Source organism: Clostridium sp. FS41, from assembly GCF_000954015.1.
Lineage (GTDB): Bacteria > Bacillota > Clostridia > Lachnospirales > Lachnospiraceae > Enterocloster > Enterocloster citroniae.
Map to the genome: position 1 here is coordinate 1 of NZ_JYHN01000069.1, position 23,005 is coordinate 23,005.

Genomic DNA, 23,005 nt, shown 5'->3' on the forward strand with positions numbered 1-23,005 from the left:
CACTGTTTAACATGTCCCCTTATTTTTATCCACCACGGAATAATCATTCTGCGGTCAGGCAACTTATTTAAACACCACAGAATAATCATTCTGCGGTATTTTGATGACAATGTTTAAATGAAAATCAAATAAAAATGGGTATTGTGACTTTTGAGTGGAACTTCAAAAGAAAAAATACCCATGACGAAAAGGCCGGTTCATGATTTTATCCTTCCCGGCCTCATTGTATTGGAGAAAAAACAGCTTTATGTATATTGACTCCCCCCACATTTTGTTATAAAATACATACAATGCAGGTTCTCATTATTTGATATGCAGACTCATCACCACAGAATGATTATTCTGTGGTTTTTTATCGTCAAAACCAATTTTCATTTTTTCCATGATTTTTTCATACTGGCTGATGCTGGCTGTTACATAAATTCGGGTTGTTTCTATAGAAGAATGTCCCAGTATATCTGCAAGATTAGCCAGGTTCTTTTCAATGGAGTAAAAACATTTCGCAAACAGGTGCCTGAAATTATGCGGAAAAACCTTAGTTGGTTCTACCCTTGCATCCTTACATAACCGCTTCATGGCATGGCATATATTGCTCCGGTCTAAATTCCGCCCGCTTTTTGTCCTGAAAATACATCCGCTTTGTATATTCTGTATCCTGGTATATTCCTTTAACATCCTGACCAGTTTCTTGGGAAAAATAATGACCCGGTATTTTCCCTTCATATATATTTCCGCCTTTCCCAGCTTTATGGCTTCCACGGTCACAAAAGGAAGTTCGCTGATCCTGATTCCTGTTCCATATAAAACAAGCATCAGATAATATAACTGCTTTTTGTTATTTCGGTCCGCTGCTTCCATAAGTTTTTTGTAATCCAGTTCCGTAAGTTCCCGCTTTTCATCAATATAGGCCCGTTTCTGGACTTTTAAAAATTTGACCCGATATTCTTCCAGATCCATAAATCTTAAAAAAACATGAATGGCAGAAAGTTTAACATTCACAGTCTGAGCTTTGTACCTGCCAGTCAGATGCTTTCGGTATAGCAGTAAGTTCTCTTTGTTTAATTCCCTGTCCTGCATAAAGACCAGCATTTCATTGACATCGTACAGGTATTTGTGAATGGTTGCCGCAGCTTTTTCTTCATTACACAGATAGTCCCTAAATTCATCCATACACTCTTTTTGTTTCATAACTTCCTCCGTGAGTTCTGTTGCGCGGTTTCATTTGGTTGGTTAATTCTTAACTCTGCCTTATAGTTTTTCTATTTTAGAGTATTTTCATTCTTTTATATAGGAATTTTCCACATTTACCAAATTAATCCCTTTGTATGGCATGATAAATATTGCGCCTTCCCGCCTGTGGAACGTTACAACATGGAACTGCTGCATATATAAAAATCACCTCCCGGTATGGTCAGGCCGTACCAGAAGGTGATTTTATTTTGAATTTGTTTTGGCATCATTTTGGCAGTCTTTATATGTCGAATGTCAATTTTTTAATATCCATATCGTTAATTTTATTAACGTTTTTTTGCATTACATTTGACATCTTTAGGTAATTATTATATAATATAATAATCTTGGAGGTAATAGAATGATGGAAAACAATGTAGTGCGTCTTGTCCAGCTAGAGATAAAAAACATAAAAAATGTAGTACGTGGTGTTATTAACTTGGAACGGAAAAATTCAGAAGACAAAAGAATTGGCAGTATTCTAGGAATTTATGGGCAAAATGGGTCTGGCAAGACAGTAGTGGTTGACTGCATGGTATTGTTAAAATGCCTGTTAACAGGACGCCAGATTCCACATGCATTTTATCAGTATATACGATACGAATGTAAATATGCACAGATTTTATATGGCTTTCAGATAAAAAGGAACGGTACCCTTTCATACGCTGAATATGAGGTTACGTTACAAAAAAAGGATGATGATCAGGGTTTTATTGTCAGCGGTGAAAAGTTAAGCAGCAAACGACTCGATTTAGATACCAGAACAAAAATAACACCTGTATTTGAATATGTAAAAGGAAGAAAAGTTTTATTTACTCCGGCAAAATATTATAAAGAATTTGAAAAAGACATTGATTCCATGGTTGCATTGGGAATCGCACAACAACTTTCTGAGAATTTTAATGAAGATAATCAGAAGTCGGAAGTATATTCATTCCTGTTTTCCAGAAAGGCACAGGAGGTATTCTCAAAAGCAGACGGAGAGGCAAAAAAAATTCACGAGATATCATCGGTCCTCCAAACTTATGGGCTAAACGATCTTGCTGTTGTAGAAAATTCCCATTATGGGCTATTAGCGCTTAATATAAAGACGTTTCCCATGAATATTGACTGGCCAATAACCAATTTAGGTAAAACATCGGGAATTATGATCAATATGACCGGAATAAATGTTATTCCCAAAGACTTGTTCCCATTTCTCAAAAAAACAATTGATCAAATCAATGTGGTTTTAAAATCACTGATACCAGATATTGAACTGGAAATTTATCATGCTTTCGATAAACTGATGAAGGATGGTAAGGATGGCGTGCAATTTGAACTGATCACCATAAGGGATACAGCTCGTATTCCTCTTCTTTATGAATCGGCTGGAATTAAAAAAATCATTTCTATCTGTAGCAATTTGGTTGCATGTTACAATCGTGAATCTTATTGTTTAGTAGTTGACGAATTTGATTCCGGTATCTATGAATACCTATTGGGCATGTGCCTGGAAGCAATATCAGAAAAAGCAAAAGGGCAGTTAATCTTCACTTCCCATAATTTACGTCCTCTGGAAGTTTTAGATATGAGTGATTTGATTTTTACCACAATGAATCCGGACGATCGTTATTTGCGTATGTCCTATATTAAGGACACCCAAAATATCCGCCTTTCCTATTTACGCGCAATTAAATTAGGAGGACAGAAGGAAAAGCTTTATCGTGATACCAATATTTATGAGATTGAACTGGCGATGCGCAAAGCGGGAAGGGTAGGGCTGTATGACTAAAAAAATTATCCTGGTTTTAGTAGAAGGTCAAACAGACCAAGATACACTTGCCGTTGTATTTACACGTCTTGTGCAGAATCAGGATGTTGAGTTTGAGGTGATCCGAACGGATTTAACTGCACAGGATAAGATGACCGCCAAGTACATCGAAGCAGCTATACGAGAAGAAATCGATAAATATTTTCGTAAAAACCCCTATCTTATACAGGAAGATATTTTAAAAGTTATACAGTTGATTGATACAGATGGAGCCTTTATACCTCATTCAATGGTCCAACAGTCTAAAGATAGGGTAACATCGTATCATGATGATTATATCGATGCGAAAGATAAAGACCGGCTAATCCGGCGAAATATAAGCAAACGGAACATTGTATATCAACTATACCACCAAAATGAACTGTCCGGCTTTCCTTATGAAATTTATTATTTCTCAAGAAATCTTGAACACGTTATGCATAACGCAAACCAGGAATTAAGTCCAGAGCAGAAAGAGGATTTGGCATTGGAGGCGGCTCTGCGCTATCACGAAAACCCTGAGGCATTTCTACAATTTATCAATGATGAGACTTTTAGTGTTCAGGGAGATTATCAGAAAACATGGGAGTTTATCATGGAAAACGGTAACTCCTTAAAACGATACACAAATCTGGCAGTATTCTTTTATCGTCTGGGGATCGGAATTAAATAGGTTACCACATAAATCTCCGGGAGCTCTTTTTATACGAAAGAATTCCCGGATACTTATTGTTTTTGTTGTAACAGTTCAGGACACCCATTCTCCTGCAGTCCGGAACTGTTACGTTTTTGTTTTAAGCGTATTGAGAGGTGGGTTCCTATCATAAAACACATCCTCATCCATCTCCCCAAGCGGACGTGCTACCAGGGCTGTTCCCACCAGATCGCTCACATTGTCAAGTAATGTATGGGCAGGATCATTCACAGGCCGGATTGCTGCAGGGATGGGAATAAACCCCAAAGGTATACCGAGCATTTCCAACAAAACAGTTGACGAGATGATGCCCGATCCCTTCACACCGGCCGAGCCAATGGATAGTATGATCCTAAGAAATGTAAATTGGGCGATTCTTCCAATTGAAAGATCGAAACTGTACAGCATGTATTTCCCAAGGGATCCCCCATTTTACATACACCGCTTGTGATACTGAAGAATACCAATGGAACAATGAGCATTTTCAGCATTCTTAAAAACGCTGTGGATACTCTAACCTGAATAAATCCGTATTGCTGATAAACTGGTTAAAAATACTCTCAAAGGTACGAATACCGCCTATATTCTGTTTGTTTGGATATTTGTGTTTCACCTTATAACATACCCAGTCCGGCGGCGGATCCTGGATATCATAGATTTGGACATGATAGCTGCCCAAAATGGTTTTTACGCTGCTGAGAGGAACAATGGACCAATACCGCTCATCATCCAAAAAATTGGTCAATGCCGTAACAGAATCGATCTTGATATGAGGGGTAACAGTAGCCGGCCACCAGTAGTCATGCCATTTCATATAATCATATCCCCACGGCTGGAAAATCTCCAGCGAAGGGTCCAGTTCCGATGGGTGGATCTGCCTTGGCTCTCCCGGGCATTGACATGGTTTGATCAAAACAAACTTTTGGCAAAATACAGGTTCTGTGATCAGTTCCGGATAACCGGCATCTGTTGACGCGAACCCGATATCCGCCTCCCTGCTTCTCACCAAATCATATATGACCGGCGTATGCTCTGTCTGTATCCTTACATTTACCTCATATTCCTTTTTCGATATTTCCTTTAGGATTTCGGGGAGAATTGTGGTGATCACACTGTCAATGGAGGCAATGGATAACGCTTTGGAATAGCTGTGTTTCAGCTGCTCCATCTCCTTATGGAGCGCAACCCAGCGCTGGGCAATGGACATAAATTCCTCCCCCCGGATAGTCAGTTCAATATTGCGTTTGCCTTTCTGGCGGATAAATAGCTTATACTGAAGCTCATCCTCCAGCCTTTTCAAACGATGGGTAACCGTGGACTGCGAGACAAACAGATTATCGGCCGCCTTTGTCAGGTTTAATGTATCAGCTGCTGCAAGATATGTTTCCAGGTCGATAAAATCCATATGAACTTCCCCCTTTAACAATGTTATGGATATTATATCGGCGCAGCATCCTGTTTGTCAACGAAACCACGTACGATCCGCTCTTTTCGCACCTTCATGCCTGGCGTCACTTTCTTAAAGGGCTGCGATCTCCTTTGTCACTGCAAGGAACCGTTCAATCTCCTCTTTGCTGTTGCAGTGAAGCGGAGAGACCCGGATCGCTCCATCCAGTCCAAAGGATTCCAGCATCCGTTTGGAATACAGGCTGGATGCCACTCTTTCATAGACGATTACACTGCGTTTTTCATATTCTTTTACCGCGGCAGCATATTCTATATGGTCAAATCCGATTCCAATGATTAGATCCCTCTGTTCCAGGTCAGGATTATCCATAAAGACATGCACTCCTTCCATATGGCGAAGGCCCTGCATTTGCTCCGTACCTTCCAGCATGAGATAAAGAAGGGCGCGCTCCTGAAGCATGATCTTGGTCATACCCTCCACAAACAGTTCTCTCCTGCCCTTTTTTTCCTGGCAGGCTGCCAGGCTGCACACATAATTTACAATTTCGGTGATCATTGCATACTGGGCCGGTGCAGGGCTTCCAAGCTCCCATTCAGTTTTCTTTTTTCCTGCCAGCTTGTGGTGAGGGAGCGCAGAAAACCGGTCAGAAATATATGCTGCTCCGATCCCTCTGACTCCAAAGAATTTATAAGGCGCAAAGGTGACCGCATCCACATCCAGCTGGCTAAAGTCCATTACACCATGAGGTGTGTGCTGCACTGCATCTACTATGATATAAAGGTCCGGCTTTATCGCTTTTGCAGCCTTTATTATTCCTGGAATGTCAAATATGGCTCCGGATATATTGGATGAATACATTACACTTAAGAGACATGTATCCTGATCGATCAATGCCGTAATCTCCGCTGCATCCACTCCTCCCGTATCCGGGTTGCTTTTCGCCACCCGCAATTCTTTTCCTGTTTGATCCGCATAATACCCGGCGGCATCAAAAGCAGAGGGATGCTCCAGTACCGTTGTCACAATATTGGTTCCCGGTATATTTTCCGCAACAGCACCAACCAACTGAAACATTGCCTGGGAAGCGGTCAGGGAAGTGACGATCGCACCTCCTTTTACATTGAATATAGTCCGAATATCATCCTTTCCTGCCTCCTCCAAAGACTGCAGATAAAGGGCCATCTCATGATTACGCTCTGAACAGTCCGGAATCATATCCACCTTCCGGAATCGTTCCTCTGCCTTTTTCAACCGGTAAGAACCTCCTGCATTATCAAAAAACAGCCTTGGGGTTCCATTGGCATCCTCATCCATGTAATAGAACGCATCCCTTACGCGTTTCATTTCCTCGTTGCCCATTAATTTTCCAAATTCCATCATTATTCTTCTCCTCCATATACTTGATTTTTCTTAATAAGATACAGGTAAAGTGGAACCCCTGTAAGTGTACAAACAATTGATATCAGCGCCACAAAGGGCTGATACATGATGGTGGACACCAAAACAAATATCCCGCCAAAAGCCCCCAAAATGGGCACAAGTGGATACAGCGGTACTTTGTACGGCCGTTCACGGTCCGGCCATTTCTTTCTCAATATAAAAATCCCGGCAAACGTCAATATGTAGAAAAACTAGATTACAAATGAACCAATATCGGTAAGTATATTAAAGTCACCGATACAGACCAGCATAATAATAGTGAGGGCCATCAGGAACATTCCGCTGTTTACCGGCATATCGGTTTTTTGATTCAGCTTCCTGAAAAATCCGCCAAAAGGAAGCATATCCCTCAAGCCAAGGGCATATGGAATCCTCCAGCTGGCCCTGACAAATCCGGTCTGTGAACCAAACACGGAAATCATAATTCCAATGGTAATCAGCTTACCGCCAAAGCTGGAGAATAAGATTCCTGCCACATCCGATGCCGGGGTGGCCGTTGCCGCCAAGACATTCGCCGGAAGGACGCGCAGATAAGCTACATTGATGGCTAGATAGATCAGTGTTACCATGCTTATTCCTCCTACAATGGCCTTTGGCAGATCACGTCCCGGATCTTTCATCTCCCCTGCAATATTGGTAACATTCATCCATCCGTCAGTTGCATAAAGTGTGGCCAGCAATGCGGCTGAGATAGCGGCCCCCAGAGGACGGCCCGGGTCAGTAAACGGGATCAGTTCCACCTTTACCGGGTCCGGATTAAAAAGCAGCCCCGCCACTATAATTAAGATTAGTGGGATAAATTTTAAAAATGTTGCTAAATTCTGCAAAATGTCCGTTGCTTTATTGCCGATAGCATTTACAAAGTTCACGAAAAGTACGATTGCAACAGCAATGGGAATGACCGTATCTTTGCCAAGCCCTAAAAGGTTGGCTGCCTGTGTGGCACAGATCACAGTGGCTGCCGCAATCCTGACCGGATAAAAAATGATCGTCTGCACCCAGGCAATCAAATATCCCCAAAATTTCCCATATATAGCTTCCATGTACGTCATCATTCCACCGGTCTGTGGAATCAGCGTGCCAATTTCAGCAATGGTCAGCCCCCCTGCCAGTGCCAGGCCGCCGCCAAGCCCCCAGGCAAGCAGTCCAAGTCCTGCGGTCCCTGTTGCCCCAAACACAGCGGTTGGTTTAAAAAACACCCCTGATCCGATGATCGTTCCAATCACCATGATAAATGCGCTGAATCCTGATACTTCCCGTTTTAATTTGTCCTCTTTCATAAGCATTTTCTCCCAATCCATTATTAGACCAGATCATTTCACATGTGAGTTCCTTTGATCTCTGGCTTTACTATACTACGAAAGGATCATGCTATAAAATGAATTATTTATGGTCAAATTATTGATAAATTTCATAATAAAAAATGAAGGATCACCGAAACTCCAGTGATCCTTCATTATCTTTTTTCTCCACCCACTAATTAAAATTACACAAACGCGCCATGGAAATCTGATTAAACCCAAGTATTTCAGCCGCTGTCTTTTTTCCATCCACCACACTTAACAGTTCTCTCATAAGCGACCCCGCCACCTCGTTGATCGTCCTGTTTCCTTTTATCACATCGCTGGCATCAAAATCCATATTATCCTTCATCTTTTGGAAAGTTTGCGGATTTCCGGTAATTTTTATCACTGGAGCGATAGGATTGCCCACCGGGGATCCTAAGCCTGTTGTAAATATGATCACCTGGGCTCCTCCTGCTACCATACCTGCAACAGACGCAGCATCATATCCCGGTGTATCCATAAAGACCAGTCCATGCTTAACCGGACGCTGTGCATAAGCCAGCACCTCTTTAATTTCTGATTCCCCTCCCTTTTTAATACATCCCAGGGATTTCTCCTCCGTTGTTGAAAGTCCGCCTTTGACATTTCCCTCTGAAAGATTGTCCATAAAAAGTGGCTCCCCCACAATCCTAAACTGCTCATTATAATGTTCTGCATAGTCATATAATTCCTGTACCAGCTTTTTATCCCTCATCCTGGATGCCAGAATATGTTCCCCGCCAATGATCTCCCCTGTCTCACTGAGAATGGATGTGCCTCCATACCCCACCAGCACATCGCTTACCCTTCCCAGCACAGGGTTAGCCGCAATACCGGATGTTGGATCGGAACCACCGCATTCCATTCCCAGTATCAGTTCAGAGAGGTCAGCCGGAACACGCTTTTCCATAGAGGCAGCCTCAGCCATCTCTCTTGCCAGACGTACTGCCTTTTCCACTGTCTTTATCGTTCCCCCGCATTCCTGTATCACAAGTGTTTCTAAAGGTTTGTTAGTCCTCTCACTGATTGCTGCTTTTAATATATCAATGGATAGGTCATCACATCCAAGGGAAACTGCGATTGTTCCATAGATATTGGGATTTGCGGCAAACCCTGCAACTGTATCCAATGTAATCTGCATATCCATTGGGCTTTGTGCACACCCTGACTGGTTATCAAAGGTAACCGTCCCCTTAACCTGTTCACTTATCATCCGGCAGGTATCACTGGCACACACACTGGCTGGCAGGATCAATACCCTGTTCCTGATGCCATACCTTCCATCCGGCCTTTTATATCCGGCAAACTGCATCTGCTATTCCCCCTCGTTCTTTTTAGTACTCTCAATATTATGAATATGTACATGTTGGCCTCGTCTGATGGTTTCCATGGCAATCCCTATGATTTCCCCGTATTTTATCACATATGTACCTTTGGCAATTCCCCTTACCGCTATTTTGTGATAGATTGGTATATCATCAAGGACTCGCACCGTATCTGCTATCTCCCCTTGCATATACCTTATCAGTTCCTGTTTTTCCATTGGTTTGAGTACCACCGCCACATTATCTCTCTCGTCAATCAGTATTCCATTTACCATACCACTATTTTCTCCTTCTTAATCAATATAAAAGATTTACGATTCCCACTGAAAAGATGGGAAAGTACGTTATAAGCATCAGCCATAAAAGGAGAAGCAGATAAAATGGGATTCCCTCTTTTATAAAGTCCTTCATATTGCATTTTGTCACCCCGCAGGACACAAACATCAGGGTACCAAACGGCGGTGTCAAATCTCCTATGGCAGAATTAAATATAAACATGATCGCAAACTGTATCTCATTGATTCCATATGCCATTGCCACCGGTGCCAGAAGAGGGACAAGTACGATCATTGACACATTTCCTTCCACAAACATGCCAACAATTAAAAGTAAAATATTTACAATCATAAGAAACACATATTTTTGATGGATCGCAGACAAAATGATCTCTGTCAAATGCTGTGGAACCTGCTCCTTTGTTAAGATCCATGAGTATGCCGAAGCTGCCCCTATGATAATAATGATGGAGGATGTTGTTGTGACCGTTTCTTTTACTCCCTGGATAAAGTCTTTCATATTCATTTCATGGTATAAGACACCAAGAAACAGCGCATAAATAATTGCAACAGAGCCGGCTTCTGTCGGCGTGAAAATGCCCATGCGGATCCCCCCGATAATAATGATCGGCAGGCACAAAGGCAATGCCGCTTCCTTAAGCGCATGTAAGAATTCCTTACCCGTGATCCCCTTTGTCCGTATGGGAAGATAGCCTCTCTTCTTAGAAATCCCATGGACAAGTATCATCTCTGATATACACAGCATTGCTCCAACCCCAAGGCCTCCGATAAACAGCTTTCCCACAGAAACATTAGCAATGGAGCCGTATATGATCAGCGCAATCCCCGGTGGGATCAGAGGCGTGATCATAGCTGAAAAGGCGGTCACCACAGTTGAAAATTTAAGTGAAAACCCCTTGTCCACCATGGTGGGAACAAGCATTTTTGCTTCCATTGCCGCATCTGCAAGGTTGGAGCCGGACAAGCCTCCCATCAATGTTGACAGAAGGATGTTCACCTGCGCCAGACCTCCGACCATGCCTCCGGTAAGTGCTTCACAGAAATTCATGACACGTTTGGTCACACCGGAATAATTCATAAAAATACCGGCACAGATAAAAAAAGGAATTGCCAGCATAGGAATGCTCTCGCATCCTGCAATGACCCGCTGTGCAAATATCTGCGCATTGACAGAAGGGGTCATAAGAAAATAAACGACTGGCCCGGACATAACTGCTGCCAGTACCGGAACTTTCAGCAGCAAAAAGAATAATACCGCTAATGATGCGAGCAATACAGGGCTACTCACCGTTCTCCCTCCTTTCCCTGTAATGACGTATAGTGACAATTGAATAATCAATGACCATCAGGACACAACCAATGGGTATCACTGTATACAGCAGGTCATATGGCACATGGAGAATACTTGTCACCTTCCCGGTTTTGGCCATCTGCATCAGCAGCCTGTTGGACTGCCAAAAAAGAAACACCAGCACAACACAGGTCACAATATATGCACCAAACTCCACGATTTCTCTAACCTTGCGCGGGAATGAATCCACGAAGATATCCACCGCCACATGACTCTCTGAAAGGAAGGCAGCTCCTGCCCCCAGATAGGAAAGCCATAAAAAGCATCCCAATTGTATTTCCTGCTGCCAGACAAAGGGCGCATTAAACAGATATCTCATGATCACTCCTAAAAATGTTACCAGAACAAGCACACCTCCTATAATTCCAGCCAGGATCACATCTAAATTTTTAAAAATCGTCCATATCAGGATCTTCCTATTCTTCATTTATACCTCCTTAACCGGGACAACCCCGTCTAATATTACTGAGCCAGGATGTCCTGTATAGTCTGGTACAGACCATCTGACCAGTCTTTTGTCACCTGGGGATCTTCATAAAAAGCCTTTGCCTTTTCCTTAAATCCTTCCATCACATCCTGATCAGGCACTACGATCTGAACTCCTTCATCCTCAAACTGTTTCGTATACTCATCTTCCATGTTGCTGCTGATCTCATTATTATAAATCCCAGCCTCTACGCACGTCTGGGTCAGCCATTGCTGCTGATCCTGGTTCAGTCCGCTGTAGATGTCCCCATTACATATTAATGTGGAGAAGTCCTTGACATGTCCGTCCAATATAAGATACTTGGCCACCTCCTGGAAACGGCCATTGTACAGTGTGCTCAGAGGATTCTCTAACCCGTCAATTACCTTTTGCTGCAATGATGTATATACCTCGCTTAAAGACATGGGCGTGGGTACGGCCCCCAGTGCGGAAAAACCTGCAATCTGGATTTCCGTATTGGGAACACGGATTTTCATGCCCTTTAGATCCTCTACGGTTTGTATTGGCTTTACACTTAATGTATGGCGGTCCCCGTACATCCAGTTGGAGGCAATCGTCTTTATCCCATATTTCTCCAGTTTCTCGCATTCTCCAATGTACCAGTTGCTTTCTGTTACCTTCCACACATCTTCCCATGTGTCAAACATATATGGGCCAAACATGATTCCAAAATCCTTTACACCCCGGTCTGCATAAAATCCCGGATCCGCTAATGTAATTATATTTTCACCAGCAATGATCTGATCGATCATCTCATCCTGCGTTCCCAATTGACCAGATGGAAACAGATCAATACGCATGGTCCCCTGGCTGGCTTCCCCCAACAGTTCCGCCCAGCGATTTGCCGCTAGATCAAAGGGCTCCCCCGGGTTATTTTCATATGCCAATTGTAATACAATGGTTTCTTTCACTTCTTTTACATTCTTTTTTTCCTCTGCTTTTACACCTGCCTTAATATCTTCTTTTACAGTTTCCTTTCCATTCCCCCGCTTCTCTCCTGATGTGTTTCCGCTGCATCCAACACACCCCGCCACCAATAACATAACCAATACAAAACCCGCTCTTTTCTCTAACTTATTCATAAAACCCCTCCTGTGTAATAATTTCAATATTTACTATATATCACAATATTTACAGTCTTTCCCCCTCTCTTCTTTCTTTTATAAGACTAATATATCGCTCGGGCTCCATTATTACATTATTATTTCAGCCATGTATTTGTTTATATCGGACATTTTTAAATAATAAAAAAATGAGGGATGTCCCTCATTCTGTCAACATCAAATGTTTATTTCACCCGCTGAATGTCCCCCTTACCTTTCCTGTACATAACTGGTGGAATTCCATATGTCTTTTTAAAAACCTTGCTAAATGATGCCAGATCAGTAAAGCCACAGTCACTGCTTATTCTTGTAACAGAAAAGTCCGTTTCCAACAAAAGTGCACAGGCGTGGTCCAACCTGCATTTTATAATATAGGACATGGGTGTCCGGCCATATATCTTTTTAAACAGCCGCGTATAATGCCGTTCCGACAAATGGGCAATGTCAGCCAGCTGACGTATCACAATATGTTCCACATAGTGGGTTTCCAAATACTCCATGCTTTCCTCCATATTGCAAAAGCTCTCATGGAGTCCGGTTTCCTTTGGCAGATAGCGGCTGGAAAGAAAGATCATCAGGCAAAAGAAATACTCCCGGACAATCACATCATATCCCAACTGTCTTTTCCTGAACGCTTCCAGAGTCAGTTCGCACAGCGCCTTTACAAATTCCAGATCTTCTCCCCAAACACCCATTGTATTTGTAAACAGGTGCCGATACCTGTAATACGGGGAACTGATAAAAAAAGACTGCATTCCTTTCAGTTTCTTTAACTGCTTGTTCATGCTCAGAATTCTGTCAACATCAAAGGAAAAAATATAGTACTCCGTCCCTTCTTCTTGTAAAAAGCAATGCTTAAATCCAGGTACAAGCACTACTACGCTTCCAGTTTCCACCGGTATCCTCAGATTCTCTACCACATGCACGGCTTTACCTGCAGTAAATATGATCATCTCCGTATATTTATGTACATGGATCTGATCATTTAACTGTGCAGCATTTTTCTCCATATAAAATTCAGAATTCATAGCTGGGAATTCCTGTATCTCACAAATCTCCATTCATACCCTCCCCTGACCAGCATTTTCCTATAAGGGTACATGTCTCATTACACTGAGCATAGTACAGTCCCTGGTGAGTGTCAATTAAGTATACTGTCCCTGATATTACATATTCTGCCTGGCTTTTTTATGGACGCAACAAAAAAGGCTGTTCCCGCCGCATCAAGGCCAGGAACAGCTCTTCATAAACTTCATCACCCATCAAACAAACTTAGTCTGATTCATCAGCGGATGTCTCAACCGAATGGCCCCCTTTACAGGGCACGCCATCACACAGGAACCACAGTAGTAGCATTCCCCCGGATACATCACAATGGGATGCTTTCCCTTTTCCGGTGAAGGGATCATAATATCCACCTGACAGACGGACGCACACTGGTTGCAGCCAATGCAGAGCTCCTGGCAAAAGGAAAGGGGCTTAACACTGCATGACACGGGCTCTGCCCGAAACTCATTCTTCTTCATATGCCCATGCCTCCTCCTTTATATAGTCCTGGTTGCAGGCCTCATACTGGGACTTTACGTCCCCGTAATACCGCTTTGGTACCCTTCTGCTGCAGATCTTTCCGTCCTCCTGGCAGATGGTGATAAAGCACTGGTCCTCCTGTGGATCCATCTGGGGATAATCACTGCGTTCAAAGCACAGAGGCGCTGAGCTGGATTTTCTCAGCAGACAGGCATTTAAGATCAGCTTGCACACTTCCAGGATATCCATCACCTCGTGGGCGCGCATCAGTTCATGGGGATTGGCACAGGAAAGGGCGGGCACATATTCCTTTTCATAACTTTCCAAAAGCTCCAGCCCCTGCATCAGCAGCATATCATTCTTTACGCCGCCGCAGTAATTCTGCATGGCCTTGGAGATCGCCTTGTTAAGCTCCCTCCAGTCCATCCCGTCCTCCACAAAAAGAGGGGCGTAAAGCCGTTCCTTTTCCCGGTTCACATCCGCCCGGTCCGGCGCCGTAAGCTCCAGGGCGCTGCTGGCAGCTGCCGCTTTCCTTCCCGCGTAATAACCGGTAGCCGCTGCAAAACCGCAGCAGTCCGAAGCGTAAAGCTGGTCACCTGCCGCATAAAGCCCCTGGATATTGGTCTGCAGATCCCAATCATGGAAAATCCCTCCCGGCGCTCCAAACAGCTGGCGCTCCTGGGCCAGGAAGGCGGCGGACTGCCATCCGGTTCCATAGGACTGGAGACGGTGTTTTGCAGGGTCAAATCCGCGCTCTGTGAAATTCTCCAGAACAGGGATTTTTGTCTTTCCTTCCTCCCCCACCATCATGCCCCAGATCACCCGGCGCTCCTCATCCGGCATCCGGCTTAAATCCGCATAAAAGGGCAGCTGGTATCCCCGTTTCATCAGCTCCTCAAACTCCAGTGTCTCGGGTCCGCGGTATTCATATTTGGGATTGTCGATCACCCCGCCTTTCAGGAAGAATTTCTGCCCCTTGGCAGGATAGTACCGCTCTTTTACTGTTTTCAGTTCCTTTCCGTCCCTGTCCACATAAGGGATCTCCACTCCTCTGGCATCCACCATGGTGGCCGCATACCAGGTGTTATGGTTATTTCCCGTGCTGTAGGGAGGGAAACTCCTGCCCGCGGCTGAAAATTCCCCCTGCACGGATTTCTCCATCATGGTGAACTCCACTCCCGCCCTGTATCCCATGGCATGGCCGCTGCCAATACTCTGGGTTGGACGGAATTCGCTCAGTCCCACCTGATCGGAATCAAAGAGCCAGATCCTGGCCGGACGGGACATGGCAAGAATAGTGGTCCTGGCGCTGAATACCAGGAATTTTGCCGTATGCACATTCATGCCCATGGCGCCGATACAGCGCCTGGTTCCGTTTTCCTTTGCTGTCAGCAATGCCGTGGCCTCAGTCCTGTCATAGATCACCACTCCCAGGCGCTTCAGTTCCTTATAGAGTGCAGGCTTGAAGGTGCTTCCCCACACCCGCACCGTGAACTTATTCTCATAATCGTAGGCAAACATCAGGCCTGTTTTTTCATCCCGGAAATCCGCCCCCGCAAACTCCCCCTGTGTATCCCTGATCTTACCTCCAAAGGACTCCATGTCCTTAAGTCTGTGCCAGCCCTCCTGGCACTCTATGTAGTGGGCGATCCCGTTGCTGTACCCGTCCTGCTCATCAATGTAGGCATTGGCAATCTCCTCTGCCGTCACCTTGGAACAGGGATTGGTACAGGCGGACTCCCAGTGGTCAAAGCCGCTTCCCGCAGCTCCGCTCCTGACCGTTGCCCCTTTTTCCACCAAAACCACCTTTTTTCCTTTTCTGGCAGCTGCTATGGCTGCATAACAGCCCGCGATTCCGCCGCCCAGGACAAGGACGTCCGCAGACACCTGCTCCTCCTGGTCCATCTCATTGGGATAAGGCCATTTAAAATCCGACATATTACCTCTTTTCCGTGCCCAGAAACCGGTCCTGGTTAACTGTACACAAACTAATTTTTTGCTTTCCGGTCAGCCATACTGAATAGGATCAGGAAGGCTGCGGAAATCAGATACGCGATCATCAGTGAAAGATCCGTATTCATCTTCCCGTAAAGTGGGCCGGGTATACCAAATAAGAAGGACACCACTCCCACAATACCGCCGGCAATGGCAGCTGCAAACGCACCCTTTCTTGTGGCTCCCTTCCACACCAATCCGCCCAACAGGGGGATCAGAAGGCTTCCCATATAGGGGTAATTAAATATGATCATGGCATCCAGGATGTCCGTCATATGAAAGGCAAAAAAGATGCCTGCCAGGCTGCCCACAAATACAGTTGCCTGGGAGATCAGCTTGGACTTTGGAAGGTCATCCAGATTATCCACCTCGGGATGGAGGAATTTGTTATAAAAGTCCCTTGCAAAGGAAGCCCCCATGGACAGGATCACACAGTTGGCGCTGGACATGGCCGCTGCCAGGATGGCTGCGATCACGATCCCTGCCAGCACCGGCGGCAGGACTCCGGTTGCCGCTATGGTAAAAATACCGTCCGTAACACCGGGGAACAGGCTTCTTGCAGCCACGCCGATGGTGGAGCAGAATCCGCCTATGATGATGACCAGGATACCGCCTATGATACAGCCGATCCTTGCTGTCTTTGCATCCTTGGATGACTGGATCCGTGAATAGGCATCATAGGAAACAGAGATGGACAGCAAAAAGGGAAGGACCAGATACACGAACCTTGAACCCATTCCGGCAGGGATAAAGGGAGTTGCAAAGATCTCGCCAACACTTCCCCCGGCTCCCACATACCGGATCAGGATCGCCACTGCCAGGATGGGTACGCCCACTGCGATAATGGCGGTCTGGGCCACATCGGTCAGCACAACGCCCCACATGCCTCCCACCGTGCAGTAAATCAAAATAACCACTGCTGTAACCACAACCCCTGTTTTAAAGGGGATCCCGAAACCGGCCAGAATACCGCCTGAAGCCAGAAGCTGGGCAATGAAGATTCCCAGAAGGCTGGGCACATTGCTGATCCAGGCCCACAGACGTATGGCCTTGCTCTCCCCATATCGCTGGGCAAAGTAATCCAAGGGAACATAACCTTCCTGTTCCCTGAGTTTTTTTGTGGTGACCAGTCCTGCGATGATCAGGCCCCCGCCGCATCCAAATGCATAATACATACCGGGCCATACCCCCAGGTCATAGCCGTTGGTGGCGCTGCTGAGCACGATCCCCACTCCGATCTGTACTGCTGCCAATGTTATGGCAGTCATGGTCACATTCAGCTTTCTTCCCGCCACCAGATAATCAGACGTTGCCTTATTCCTTCTTGCGGCAATGACTCCTATGAGAACCATTGCAGCAAAGTAGATGACACAGACAATTACTACAATTTTTTCCTTTTCCATACTCCATTTCCTTTCTTTTTCACTTTAAACCATTAAAGCCCATGTGTATTCTATCACTAAAGGCAAGATTTGGCAATATGCATTTTGCAAAATGCAAAATAATATGATAAACTGGATCATGATCAAACATTTTTCTATGTGAAAGGCAGTAAACCATGGATTTAAAAAAGACTTTATCCGAACAGATTTATGAAATATTGAGAAATGATATTCTTACCCAAGCCATCCCCTGCGGCTCCAAACTGACCCTTAAAATCCTCCAGGAGCGTTTTCAGGTCAGCTCCACTCCTATCAGGGAAGCACTGACCCGGCTGACGGAAGAACAGCTTGCCTCCTACTATTCCAATATTGGTGTTTCCGTGGTCAGCCTGGATGAACGGGATGTAAAGGAAATCTACCAGTTCATGGGGGACCTGGACAGCCTGGCTGTAAGCTACGCCTCCCTCTATCCCGACCAGGAACCCATTCTGGGAGAACTGCGGGAGAACCTGTCCCTGATGGATGCCTGCGGCCTGTCCTCCCCCAAATGGCAGGATCTCTCAGACCGTTTCCACCTGATCTTCTATGATTATTGTCAGAACAGCCGCCTGGTCCATTCCGCCCAGCGGATGCGCAGCCAGATGTCCATCCTGGCCTATCAGTATGAAAAACAGGCCCCAAAGCAGGACCTGATCTTAAACGAACACCATATGATCTTCCGTTTATACGAGGCAGGGGATCACCAGGGGGCCGTGGCCATGATGAGGGAACACCTCAGCCATTCCCTGGAATTTGCCCGGGAAATGCTGCATAGCCCGGCCTGATCTGTACCGGCAGTACTGACCTGCTTTTCTCCGGCCGGTGTTAACCTGATCTTCCCCGGCCGGTACTGACCCGCTTTGCCCCGGCCTGCCCCGTACCGGCTTTGGCCTTGGCCTGTCAGGACAGCCGGGCCCTTGCGATCTCCGCACACCCTACGATCCCCGGTTCCTCCAGGCAGGCGGGCTTAAACAGGATATCCTGAACCGCCTCAGGAACCAGGGCTTTATATTTATGGACGACTTCATCCAGGAACAGGTCCGATGATTTCATGCATCCGCCGCCCAGAACAAACACCTGGGGATTGATCACCATGGAAATAGCGGCGAACATTCTCGCCAGACCGGTGGTCATCCGGTCCACGATCTCCCTGGCCCGGTCATCACCCAACGCAGCCAGCCGGAACACCTCCCCCGCATCATTGATCCTGGGGCTAATGCCCTTTTTTCCCTGTTCCAATACCGCGCTGCCGCTGGCACATCCTTCCGCAGCCCCGGGAGCCAGTCCCCTGAAGGATCGATCCCCTTCCTCCACCAGGATACTCCCCACCTCTCCGGCAAAGCCCTGATATCCCTGGATAATATTGCCCTTCCAGATATATCCGCCTCCGATTCCGGTAGAAATGGTCACGTAATACATGGATTCCACATTCCCTTTGCAGCCGTGGATATATTCACCAAATGCCGCTGCATTTGCATCGTTTTCCACAAATACAGGGATATTCCACACATGCTCAATGGAGGTGATGAACTCCGGGGCCAGCATTCCCCCCGGCAGATTGGTGGCATGCTGCAGGGTTTTATCCGCCATGATCACTCCCGGGAAACACATTCCGGCTCCCTGTATGGGATACTCCTCCATGATCCTGCTTCCCATGGCTATGATCTGTTCCCTGAGCCTGTCCGCATCCGCCGCATCCTTTGTATATGATTCTCTCAGCGCAACCACTGTCCCGTTCCGGTCCACAGCCCCCGCACGTATCTTGGTCCCGCCCAGATCGATCCCCATCCAGTACTCCATCAAATCCCTCCTATGAAAACAGGACACTAACAGGCGAACCTCACCTGACCATGCCCTGCAAACCATATCCGCTAAATTGTGTCCATATTACCACAATTTTTCCCCCTGCGTCAATCCCATATTGCCCCCATTCCGGGCTGCCGGCAGTCTCCAATCCGGTTATTGCAATTTCTCATAAACCCGGTTACAATGTATCCGTAAACAGGGCGGTCTTACGTTCCCACGCTGTCATCCCCTCCCTATCCCCTGCCAAAAGGACGGTTTCATGAATACCATCAGATACATTACCCTCAGTGGACAAGGGCACACACGCCCCAACTGACTTTTCCCGCTATAACCCTGGCGAAATGATATCCTTTGTGGTTCCTCTTTATGTTGGAAACACCACCATCGGCGCGGTTGGAATGGATATAGACTTTGATGCGGTCAAGGACATGGGGATGCCACCAGGGTCTATGACACCGGATACGCCTTTCTCACAGATGACCAGGCAAATGTCAAGAGGAATTGCCGTGTACGAAGAACATGTGGACCTGACGGTCAGTGATGTATTTAAACGTGCAGATGAGGCCATGTATCAAAATAAGATGATGATGAAGGAACGAAAACAGGCAGAAGACAGCCCCTCTGCCTGACGGTGTCCCCCCAGGAAAGGAGCTGTCCTATGCCTTTCCTATCCTCTTTTTTGGGGCAGTTCCCCGGGTATCCCCTGCTACCTCTAATCCTCATTGCAGTGAATCATGTCCAGAAGCCGCCTAACGCTCTCCCCCGGAAAATCCTCCCCCGGAGGGTTGTCCAACAGGGACTGAAGGAACCGGCGGGCATTCCTGCTCTGGGGAAGCATGTATCCGGCCTCCCGAAGAATGTCCTCAGCCATCAGCCGGTTGGATTTCTCCATTGCCTCCGCCAGTTGCACAAGCACAGGATCTCCTCCCCGTGCTGCCAGGGAGCGTGCGGTACTCTCCTGCTCCGCCTTGCTCTTTGCCAGCGCCCTCATGGCTTTTACCACGGCTTCAGACTTGGGCTGCTGGGGCGGATACTCCAGGGGTACCATGGAAATGGCGCCTGATGGACAACTGTCCGCGCATACGCCGCAGCCAATACATTTATCCGGGTCAATGATGCTGTTCTCCGTATTGGTTGCCCCTGTGGGACAGACATACAGACAAAGACAGTCCTTTGTACACAGACGGATATTTCTCACAGCTAACTTTTTCATGCTTGTGACCTCCTCTCCACCTTTGACATTTTCCAGCTGGGAACCTTGCACACAGGGCAGATATCCGGCGGGGTATCTCCCACATAGATAAATCCGCATATATCGCAGACATACACATTGGTATGTTCCAGGAATCCGCTGCCCTCCCTCTCATAGCGTGCCAGAAGGGAATCCATCATAGCGGTCACCTTCCTGCTCCACACAAGGGCCCTCAGGGCGCCACGGTCCGTTTCACCCCCAGCCGCCTGGTCGGCGCTGGGAAATGCCGTGTCAAGGTCATATTCCGTCATTGCCTTCAAAGCCTTAACATCCCCTCCCCCGTCTGCCAAGGTCTTGTCCTTAAAATAGCCTGCCAGCCGCGTAAACAAGAGCGCCTCCTCCTTCAGATACTGCTTTTCACAGCCCCTGGCCAGATTGGAGCAGAGGGCGGACATTTCACCTGGCGTCAGTTCGCGCAGATCCTCCTCTTCCCCAGACGGTCCGGCCTTATCCGTCCCGGATGATTTCTCCCCCGCCTGTTCTGCCTTATCCGGCCCGGATAACTTCTCTCCCGCCTGTTCTGCCTTATCCGGCCCGGATGACTTCTCTCCCGCCTGTTCTGCCTTATCCGGCCCGGATGATTTCTCCCCCGCCTCACCTGCTTCCGGCAAAACCTGCTCCCTGAACATTTCCTTTGCAGCGCCGCACCAGGGGCATACCCAACCCCCGTGCAATTCCTCCCACCTGGTTCCCGGTGCAATGCCTGATGCCGGGATACCTGCGGCTTCATCATAAATAAAACCGCAAATACCGCATACGAATTTCTTCATACCTTGCCTCCTTCTGTCTGGCCTTCCGCCAGCATGATCCGTTGTTTGATGATGATTTAATCATACCAGGAACAGAAAGAAAATACTGTGACTAAGTCACATAAATAATAATTATTATCATTATTATTTTTTTCTTCCTATAAGGCAAGGCTTTCCATGAAAAAACTGCCTGCACAGCCTGTTTCAGGCTGCCGGCAGGCAGTTTCGTGTACGTTCGGCAGTCATCAGTGACTGCAGCTTCCTCCATGTCCATGGCAGCTGTGTTCCCCGCCCTCATGGTGATGATTGCACATGGTATCAGGGTCATATGCCAGATTCCCCTTTAGCAGGGCATCCACCGCCTCATCAGCATTGCCGGAGGCACCCGGATACAGCTCGATCCCGGCCTGGGCCAGAGCGGTCCTGGCGCCTCCGCCGATCCCGCCGCAGATCAGGGTCTCCACGCCCAGGTTCTTTAAAAATACAGCCAGGGCCTCATGGCCGCTTCCGCCCGTGCCTACCACCTGGGATGACAGGACTTTGCTGTTCTCCACCTCGTAAACCTTAAATGCCTCACAGTGGCCGAAATGCTGGAATATCTGTTCATTCTCGTATGTTACTGCAATCTTCATCAAATTCTCCTCCTGGTCTGTTATTACAGCGGCGCTTCTGACACCGGCGCTTCCCGCAGTCCTTGCCGCAGCAGTTCCCTGACTCCGGACACAGACGGTAATTGCCGCCCCGGATCTGCAGCTGCCTTCCATTCACCAGACAGTCCGCCAGCTTTTTCCTGGCAGAATTGTATACTGCCTGGACCGTAGTCCTGGCCACCCCCATCTGCGTGGCGCACTCCTCCTGGGTACAGTCTAAAAGGTCAATGAGACGGATGGTCTCATACTCCTCCAATGTAAGCTCCACCCTGGTTTCAGACTCCTGATTCAATGGGCCAAACACATCTATGGTTGGCTGGGAACAGACTCTTCTGGCTTTAAACGGCCGCGCCATATGTATTCTCCTTATCCGCTGTTTTGTTATTGACTTATGTCATTAACTATAATCCCATTATTGACATATGTCAATATCTTTTTTCATAATATCTTTTTCAGTATATCCTTGATACTGCTGAATTTTCTTATCCCGTACCAGAATTTAATCCCGCAGCCCCGCCAAGCCCACGCCTGGTCCTGACAGCCAATAAAACAGGAAGACAGCCGCGCCGCCTTCCTGAGATCAAGATCCTTTGTCATATTTCGCCTATCATATTTTACTTATCATATTTTACCTATCATATTTTCTCTGTCCTATTTTTACCTGCCCCATACGGCGGAAGGTCATGTATAAGACGGCAGGAATACCTGTCCCATTCCTCCTATGAGATGGCCCAGCCCCAGGCTGGTGACCATGGCCTGTTCGATTCCCTCCATCTGGCCGGAATCCAGATGACCTATGTATTCCTTCAAACGGTTCCGGTCAATGGTACGGATCTGCTCTGCCAATACAGTGGAATCCTGTTTTAATCCTCCGCGCATCCTGCGGATACACACATGGGTGGGAATGGCTGCCTTAGTGGAACGGCTGGTGATAGCGGCCACAATCACAGTGGGGCTGTATTTATTTCCCACATCGTTCTGGATCACCAGCACGGGCCGGATCCCTCCCTGCTCCGAACCCACAACAGGCGACAGGTCCGCATAATATAAATCCCCTCTCATAACGGTTTTGGCTATATTCTTATTTTCTCTATTCATAACATTACCTCACTGATGGATAAATGGTGTTTTCTACTGGAGAGTATCACCACTTT

At 46.6% G+C, this 23,005-nt stretch carries 24 protein-coding genes; 4 read left to right on the forward strand and 20 right to left on the reverse strand.

All coding sequences use genetic code 11. The annotated features are described in order from the left end of the window. Window positions 1-303: 303 nt before the first annotated feature. On the reverse strand, window positions 304-1,188 hold the full coding sequence (locus CLFS41_RS21595) for a tyrosine-type recombinase/integrase (protein WP_007866132.1): 885 nt from the start codon (window positions 1,186-1,188) through the stop codon (window positions 304-306). A 403-nt stretch (window positions 1,189-1,591) separates the two neighbouring features. Between CLFS41_RS21595 and CLFS41_RS21600 the strand changes: the two genes are divergently transcribed. Both CLFS41_RS21600 and CLFS41_RS21605 read left to right on the forward strand, forming a co-directional pair. Further along, on the forward strand, window positions 1,592-3,004 hold the full coding sequence (locus CLFS41_RS21600; RefSeq protein ID WP_045093452.1) for an ATP-binding protein: 1,413 nt from the start codon (window positions 1,592-1,594) through the stop codon (window positions 3,002-3,004). Further along, on the forward strand, window positions 2,997-3,695 hold the full coding sequence (locus CLFS41_RS21605) for a hypothetical protein (protein ID WP_007866138.1): 699 nt from the start codon (window positions 2,997-2,999) through the stop codon (window positions 3,693-3,695). The genes CLFS41_RS21600 and CLFS41_RS21605 overlap by 8 nt, the downstream gene beginning before the upstream one ends. A 108-nt stretch (window positions 3,696-3,803) precedes the next feature. Here CLFS41_RS21605 and CLFS41_RS21610 read toward each other — a convergent pair whose 3' ends face one another. From CLFS41_RS21610 to CLFS41_RS21670, 13 genes are all read right to left on the reverse strand, one after another. After that, window positions 3,804-4,124 (reverse strand): cation:dicarboxylase symporter family transporter, encoded by a 321-nt coding sequence (locus CLFS41_RS21610; protein WP_045093453.1) that lies wholly within the window; start codon window positions 4,122-4,124, stop codon window positions 3,804-3,806. Between the two features lie 85 nt (window positions 4,125-4,209). Then, window positions 4,210-5,121 (reverse strand): LysR family transcriptional regulator, encoded by a 912-nt coding sequence (locus CLFS41_RS21615; RefSeq protein WP_007866143.1) that lies wholly within the window; start codon window positions 5,119-5,121, stop codon window positions 4,210-4,212. A gap of 114 nt (window positions 5,122-5,235) precedes the next feature. Then, window positions 5,236-6,504 (reverse strand): aminotransferase class V-fold PLP-dependent enzyme, encoded by a 1,269-nt coding sequence (locus CLFS41_RS21620; RefSeq protein ID WP_200895107.1) that lies wholly within the window; start codon window positions 6,502-6,504, stop codon window positions 5,236-5,238. Between the two features lie 251 nt (window positions 6,505-6,755). Continuing rightward, window positions 6,756-7,844, reverse strand: a complete 1,089-nt coding sequence (locus CLFS41_RS21625) for an amino acid permease (RefSeq protein WP_200895108.1) — start codon at window positions 7,842-7,844, stop codon at window positions 6,756-6,758. A gap of 196 nt (window positions 7,845-8,040) precedes the next feature. Continuing rightward, window positions 8,041-9,201, reverse strand: a complete 1,161-nt coding sequence (locus CLFS41_RS21630) for a UxaA family hydrolase (protein WP_045093454.1) — start codon at window positions 9,199-9,201, stop codon at window positions 8,041-8,043. 3 nt (window positions 9,202-9,204) lie between these two features. After that, window positions 9,205-9,489 (reverse strand): UxaA family hydrolase, encoded by a 285-nt coding sequence (locus CLFS41_RS21635; RefSeq protein ID WP_045093455.1) that lies wholly within the window; start codon window positions 9,487-9,489, stop codon window positions 9,205-9,207. A gap of 22 nt (window positions 9,490-9,511) precedes the next feature. After that, window positions 9,512-10,798 carry a TRAP transporter large permease gene (locus CLFS41_RS21640; protein WP_045093456.1) on the reverse strand — a complete coding sequence of 429 codons (1,287 nt, stop codon included), beginning with the start codon at window positions 10,796-10,798 and terminating at the stop codon, window positions 9,512-9,514. Then, window positions 10,791-11,288, reverse strand: a complete 498-nt coding sequence (locus CLFS41_RS21645; protein ID WP_045093457.1) for a TRAP transporter small permease — start codon at window positions 11,286-11,288, stop codon at window positions 10,791-10,793. The genes CLFS41_RS21640 and CLFS41_RS21645 overlap by 8 nt, the downstream gene beginning before the upstream one ends. A gap of 35 nt (window positions 11,289-11,323) precedes the next feature. Then, the gene (locus CLFS41_RS21650; protein ID WP_052665831.1) at window positions 11,324-12,430 is read right to left on the reverse strand and encodes a C4-dicarboxylate TRAP transporter substrate-binding protein; all 1,107 of its coding nucleotides are present in this window, start codon (window positions 12,428-12,430) and stop codon (window positions 11,324-11,326) included. A 206-nt stretch (window positions 12,431-12,636) separates the two neighbouring features. Continuing rightward, a complete protein-coding gene (locus CLFS41_RS21655) occupies window positions 12,637-13,479 on the reverse strand; it encodes a helix-turn-helix domain-containing protein (RefSeq protein WP_157140323.1) in 843 nt (280 codons plus the stop codon). 234 nt (window positions 13,480-13,713) lie between these two features. Continuing rightward, window positions 13,714-13,977, reverse strand: a complete 264-nt coding sequence (locus CLFS41_RS21660) for a 4Fe-4S binding protein (RefSeq protein WP_052665833.1) — start codon at window positions 13,975-13,977, stop codon at window positions 13,714-13,716. Then, window positions 13,964-15,916, reverse strand: a complete 1,953-nt coding sequence (locus CLFS41_RS21665) for an FAD-dependent oxidoreductase (RefSeq protein ID WP_045093458.1) — start codon at window positions 15,914-15,916, stop codon at window positions 13,964-13,966. The genes CLFS41_RS21660 and CLFS41_RS21665 overlap by 14 nt, the downstream gene beginning before the upstream one ends. A gap of 50 nt (window positions 15,917-15,966) precedes the next feature. Next, window positions 15,967-17,376 carry a sodium:solute symporter family protein gene (locus CLFS41_RS21670; RefSeq protein ID WP_007866202.1) on the reverse strand — a complete coding sequence of 470 codons (1,410 nt, stop codon included), beginning with the start codon at window positions 17,374-17,376 and terminating at the stop codon, window positions 15,967-15,969. Between the two features lie 155 nt (window positions 17,377-17,531). Between CLFS41_RS21670 and CLFS41_RS21675 the strand changes: the two genes are divergently transcribed. After that, complete coding sequence (locus CLFS41_RS21675; protein ID WP_045093459.1) at window positions 17,532-18,179, forward strand: GntR family transcriptional regulator; 648 nt, start codon at window positions 17,532-17,534, stop codon at window positions 18,177-18,179. Between the two features lie 115 nt (window positions 18,180-18,294). Here the strand turns inward: CLFS41_RS21675 and CLFS41_RS21680 are convergent, their stop codons facing one another. After that, complete coding sequence (locus tag CLFS41_RS21680; protein ID WP_045093460.1) at window positions 18,295-19,194, reverse strand: ROK family protein; 900 nt, start codon at window positions 19,192-19,194, stop codon at window positions 18,295-18,297. 293 nt (window positions 19,195-19,487) lie between these two features. Here CLFS41_RS21680 and CLFS41_RS30275 point away from each other — a divergent pair, with 293 nt between their 5' ends. Beyond that, window positions 19,488-19,829: a hypothetical protein gene (locus CLFS41_RS30275; RefSeq protein WP_152649062.1), complete on the forward strand. Its 342-nt coding sequence runs from the start codon at window positions 19,488-19,490 to the stop codon at window positions 19,827-19,829. A gap of 83 nt (window positions 19,830-19,912) precedes the next feature. Here CLFS41_RS30275 and CLFS41_RS21690 read toward each other — a convergent pair whose 3' ends face one another. From CLFS41_RS21690 to CLFS41_RS21710, 5 genes are all read right to left on the reverse strand, one after another. After that, window positions 19,913-20,413, reverse strand: coding sequence for a 4Fe-4S binding protein (locus CLFS41_RS21690; protein WP_045093462.1), 501 nt, complete (start codon window positions 20,411-20,413; stop codon window positions 19,913-19,915). Further along, window positions 20,410-21,222 (reverse strand): rubredoxin, encoded by an 813-nt coding sequence (locus CLFS41_RS31035; RefSeq protein ID WP_045093463.1) that lies wholly within the window; start codon window positions 21,220-21,222, stop codon window positions 20,410-20,412. The genes CLFS41_RS21690 and CLFS41_RS31035 overlap by 4 nt, the downstream gene beginning before the upstream one ends. 224 nt (window positions 21,223-21,446) lie before the next feature. Then, on the reverse strand, window positions 21,447-21,833 hold the full coding sequence (locus CLFS41_RS21700; RefSeq protein ID WP_007866232.1) for a NifB/NifX family molybdenum-iron cluster-binding protein: 387 nt from the start codon (window positions 21,831-21,833) through the stop codon (window positions 21,447-21,449). Next, the gene (locus CLFS41_RS21705; RefSeq protein WP_007866235.1) at window positions 21,805-22,206 is read right to left on the reverse strand and encodes a DUF134 domain-containing protein; all 402 of its coding nucleotides are present in this window, start codon (window positions 22,204-22,206) and stop codon (window positions 21,805-21,807) included. The genes CLFS41_RS21700 and CLFS41_RS21705 overlap by 29 nt, the downstream gene beginning before the upstream one ends. A gap of 326 nt (window positions 22,207-22,532) precedes the next feature. After that, window positions 22,533-22,949 (reverse strand): type II toxin-antitoxin system PemK/MazF family toxin, encoded by a 417-nt coding sequence (locus CLFS41_RS21710; protein WP_045093464.1) that lies wholly within the window; start codon window positions 22,947-22,949, stop codon window positions 22,533-22,535. Window positions 22,950-23,005: the final 56 nt, after the last annotated feature.

Coding starts and splice junctions, on each gene's coding strand:
- CLFS41_RS21650 (WP_052665831.1), bottom strand. CDS start 12,430: ATGAATAAGTTAGAGAAAAGAGCGGGTTTTGTATTGGTTATGTTATTG.
- CLFS41_RS21710 (WP_045093464.1), bottom strand. CDS start 22,949: ATGAATAGAGAAAATAAGAATATAGCCAAAACCGTTATGAGAGGGGAT.
- CLFS41_RS21660 (WP_052665833.1), bottom strand. CDS start 13,977: ATGAAGAAGAATGAGTTTCGGGCAGAGCCCGTGTCATGCAGTGTTAAG.
- CLFS41_RS21615 (WP_007866143.1), bottom strand. CDS start 5,121: ATGGATTTTATCGACCTGGAAACATATCTTGCAGCAGCTGATACATTA.
- CLFS41_RS21670 (WP_007866202.1), bottom strand. CDS start 17,376: ATGGAAAAGGAAAAAATTGTAGTAATTGTCTGTGTCATCTACTTTGCT.
- CLFS41_RS21690 (WP_045093462.1), bottom strand. CDS start 20,413: ATGAAAAAGTTAGCTGTGAGAAATATCCGTCTGTGTACAAAGGACTGT.
- CLFS41_RS21630 (WP_045093454.1), bottom strand. CDS start 9,201: ATGCAGTTTGCCGGATATAAAAGGCCGGATGGAAGGTATGGCATCAGG.
- CLFS41_RS21610 (WP_045093453.1), bottom strand. CDS start 4,124: ATGCTGTACAGTTTCGATCTTTCAATTGGAAGAATCGCCCAATTTACA.
- CLFS41_RS21680 (WP_045093460.1), bottom strand. CDS start 19,194: ATGGAGTACTGGATGGGGATCGATCTGGGCGGGACCAAGATACGTGCG.
- CLFS41_RS21675 (WP_045093459.1), top strand. CDS start 17,532: ATGGATTTAAAAAAGACTTTATCCGAACAGATTTATGAAATATTGAGA.
- CLFS41_RS21605 (WP_007866138.1), top strand. CDS start 2,997: ATGACTAAAAAAATTATCCTGGTTTTAGTAGAAGGTCAAACAGACCAA.
- CLFS41_RS21595 (WP_007866132.1), bottom strand. CDS start 1,188: ATGAAACAAAAAGAGTGTATGGATGAATTTAGGGACTATCTGTGTAAT.
- CLFS41_RS21705 (WP_007866235.1), bottom strand. CDS start 22,206: ATGGCGCGGCCGTTTAAAGCCAGAAGAGTCTGTTCCCAGCCAACCATA.
- CLFS41_RS21635 (WP_045093455.1), bottom strand. CDS start 9,489: ATGGTAAATGGAATACTGATTGACGAGAGAGATAATGTGGCGGTGGTA.
- CLFS41_RS31035 (WP_045093463.1), bottom strand. CDS start 21,222: ATGAAGAAATTCGTATGCGGTATTTGCGGTTTTATTTATGATGAAGCC.
- CLFS41_RS21665 (WP_045093458.1), bottom strand. CDS start 15,916: ATGTCGGATTTTAAATGGCCTTATCCCAATGAGATGGACCAGGAGGAG.
- CLFS41_RS21620 (WP_200895107.1), bottom strand. CDS start 6,504: ATGATGGAATTTGGAAAATTAATGGGCAACGAGGAAATGAAACGCGTA.
- CLFS41_RS21645 (WP_045093457.1), bottom strand. CDS start 11,288: ATGAAGAATAGGAAGATCCTGATATGGACGATTTTTAAAAATTTAGAT.
- CLFS41_RS21625 (WP_200895108.1), bottom strand. CDS start 7,844: ATGAAAGAGGACAAATTAAAACGGGAAGTATCAGGATTCAGCGCATTT.
- CLFS41_RS21600 (WP_045093452.1), top strand. CDS start 1,592: ATGATGGAAAACAATGTAGTGCGTCTTGTCCAGCTAGAGATAAAAAAC.
- CLFS41_RS21700 (WP_007866232.1), bottom strand. CDS start 21,833: ATGAAGATTGCAGTAACATACGAGAATGAACAGATATTCCAGCATTTC.
- CLFS41_RS21655 (WP_157140323.1), bottom strand. CDS start 13,479: ATGAATTCTGAATTTTATATGGAGAAAAATGCTGCACAGTTAAATGAT.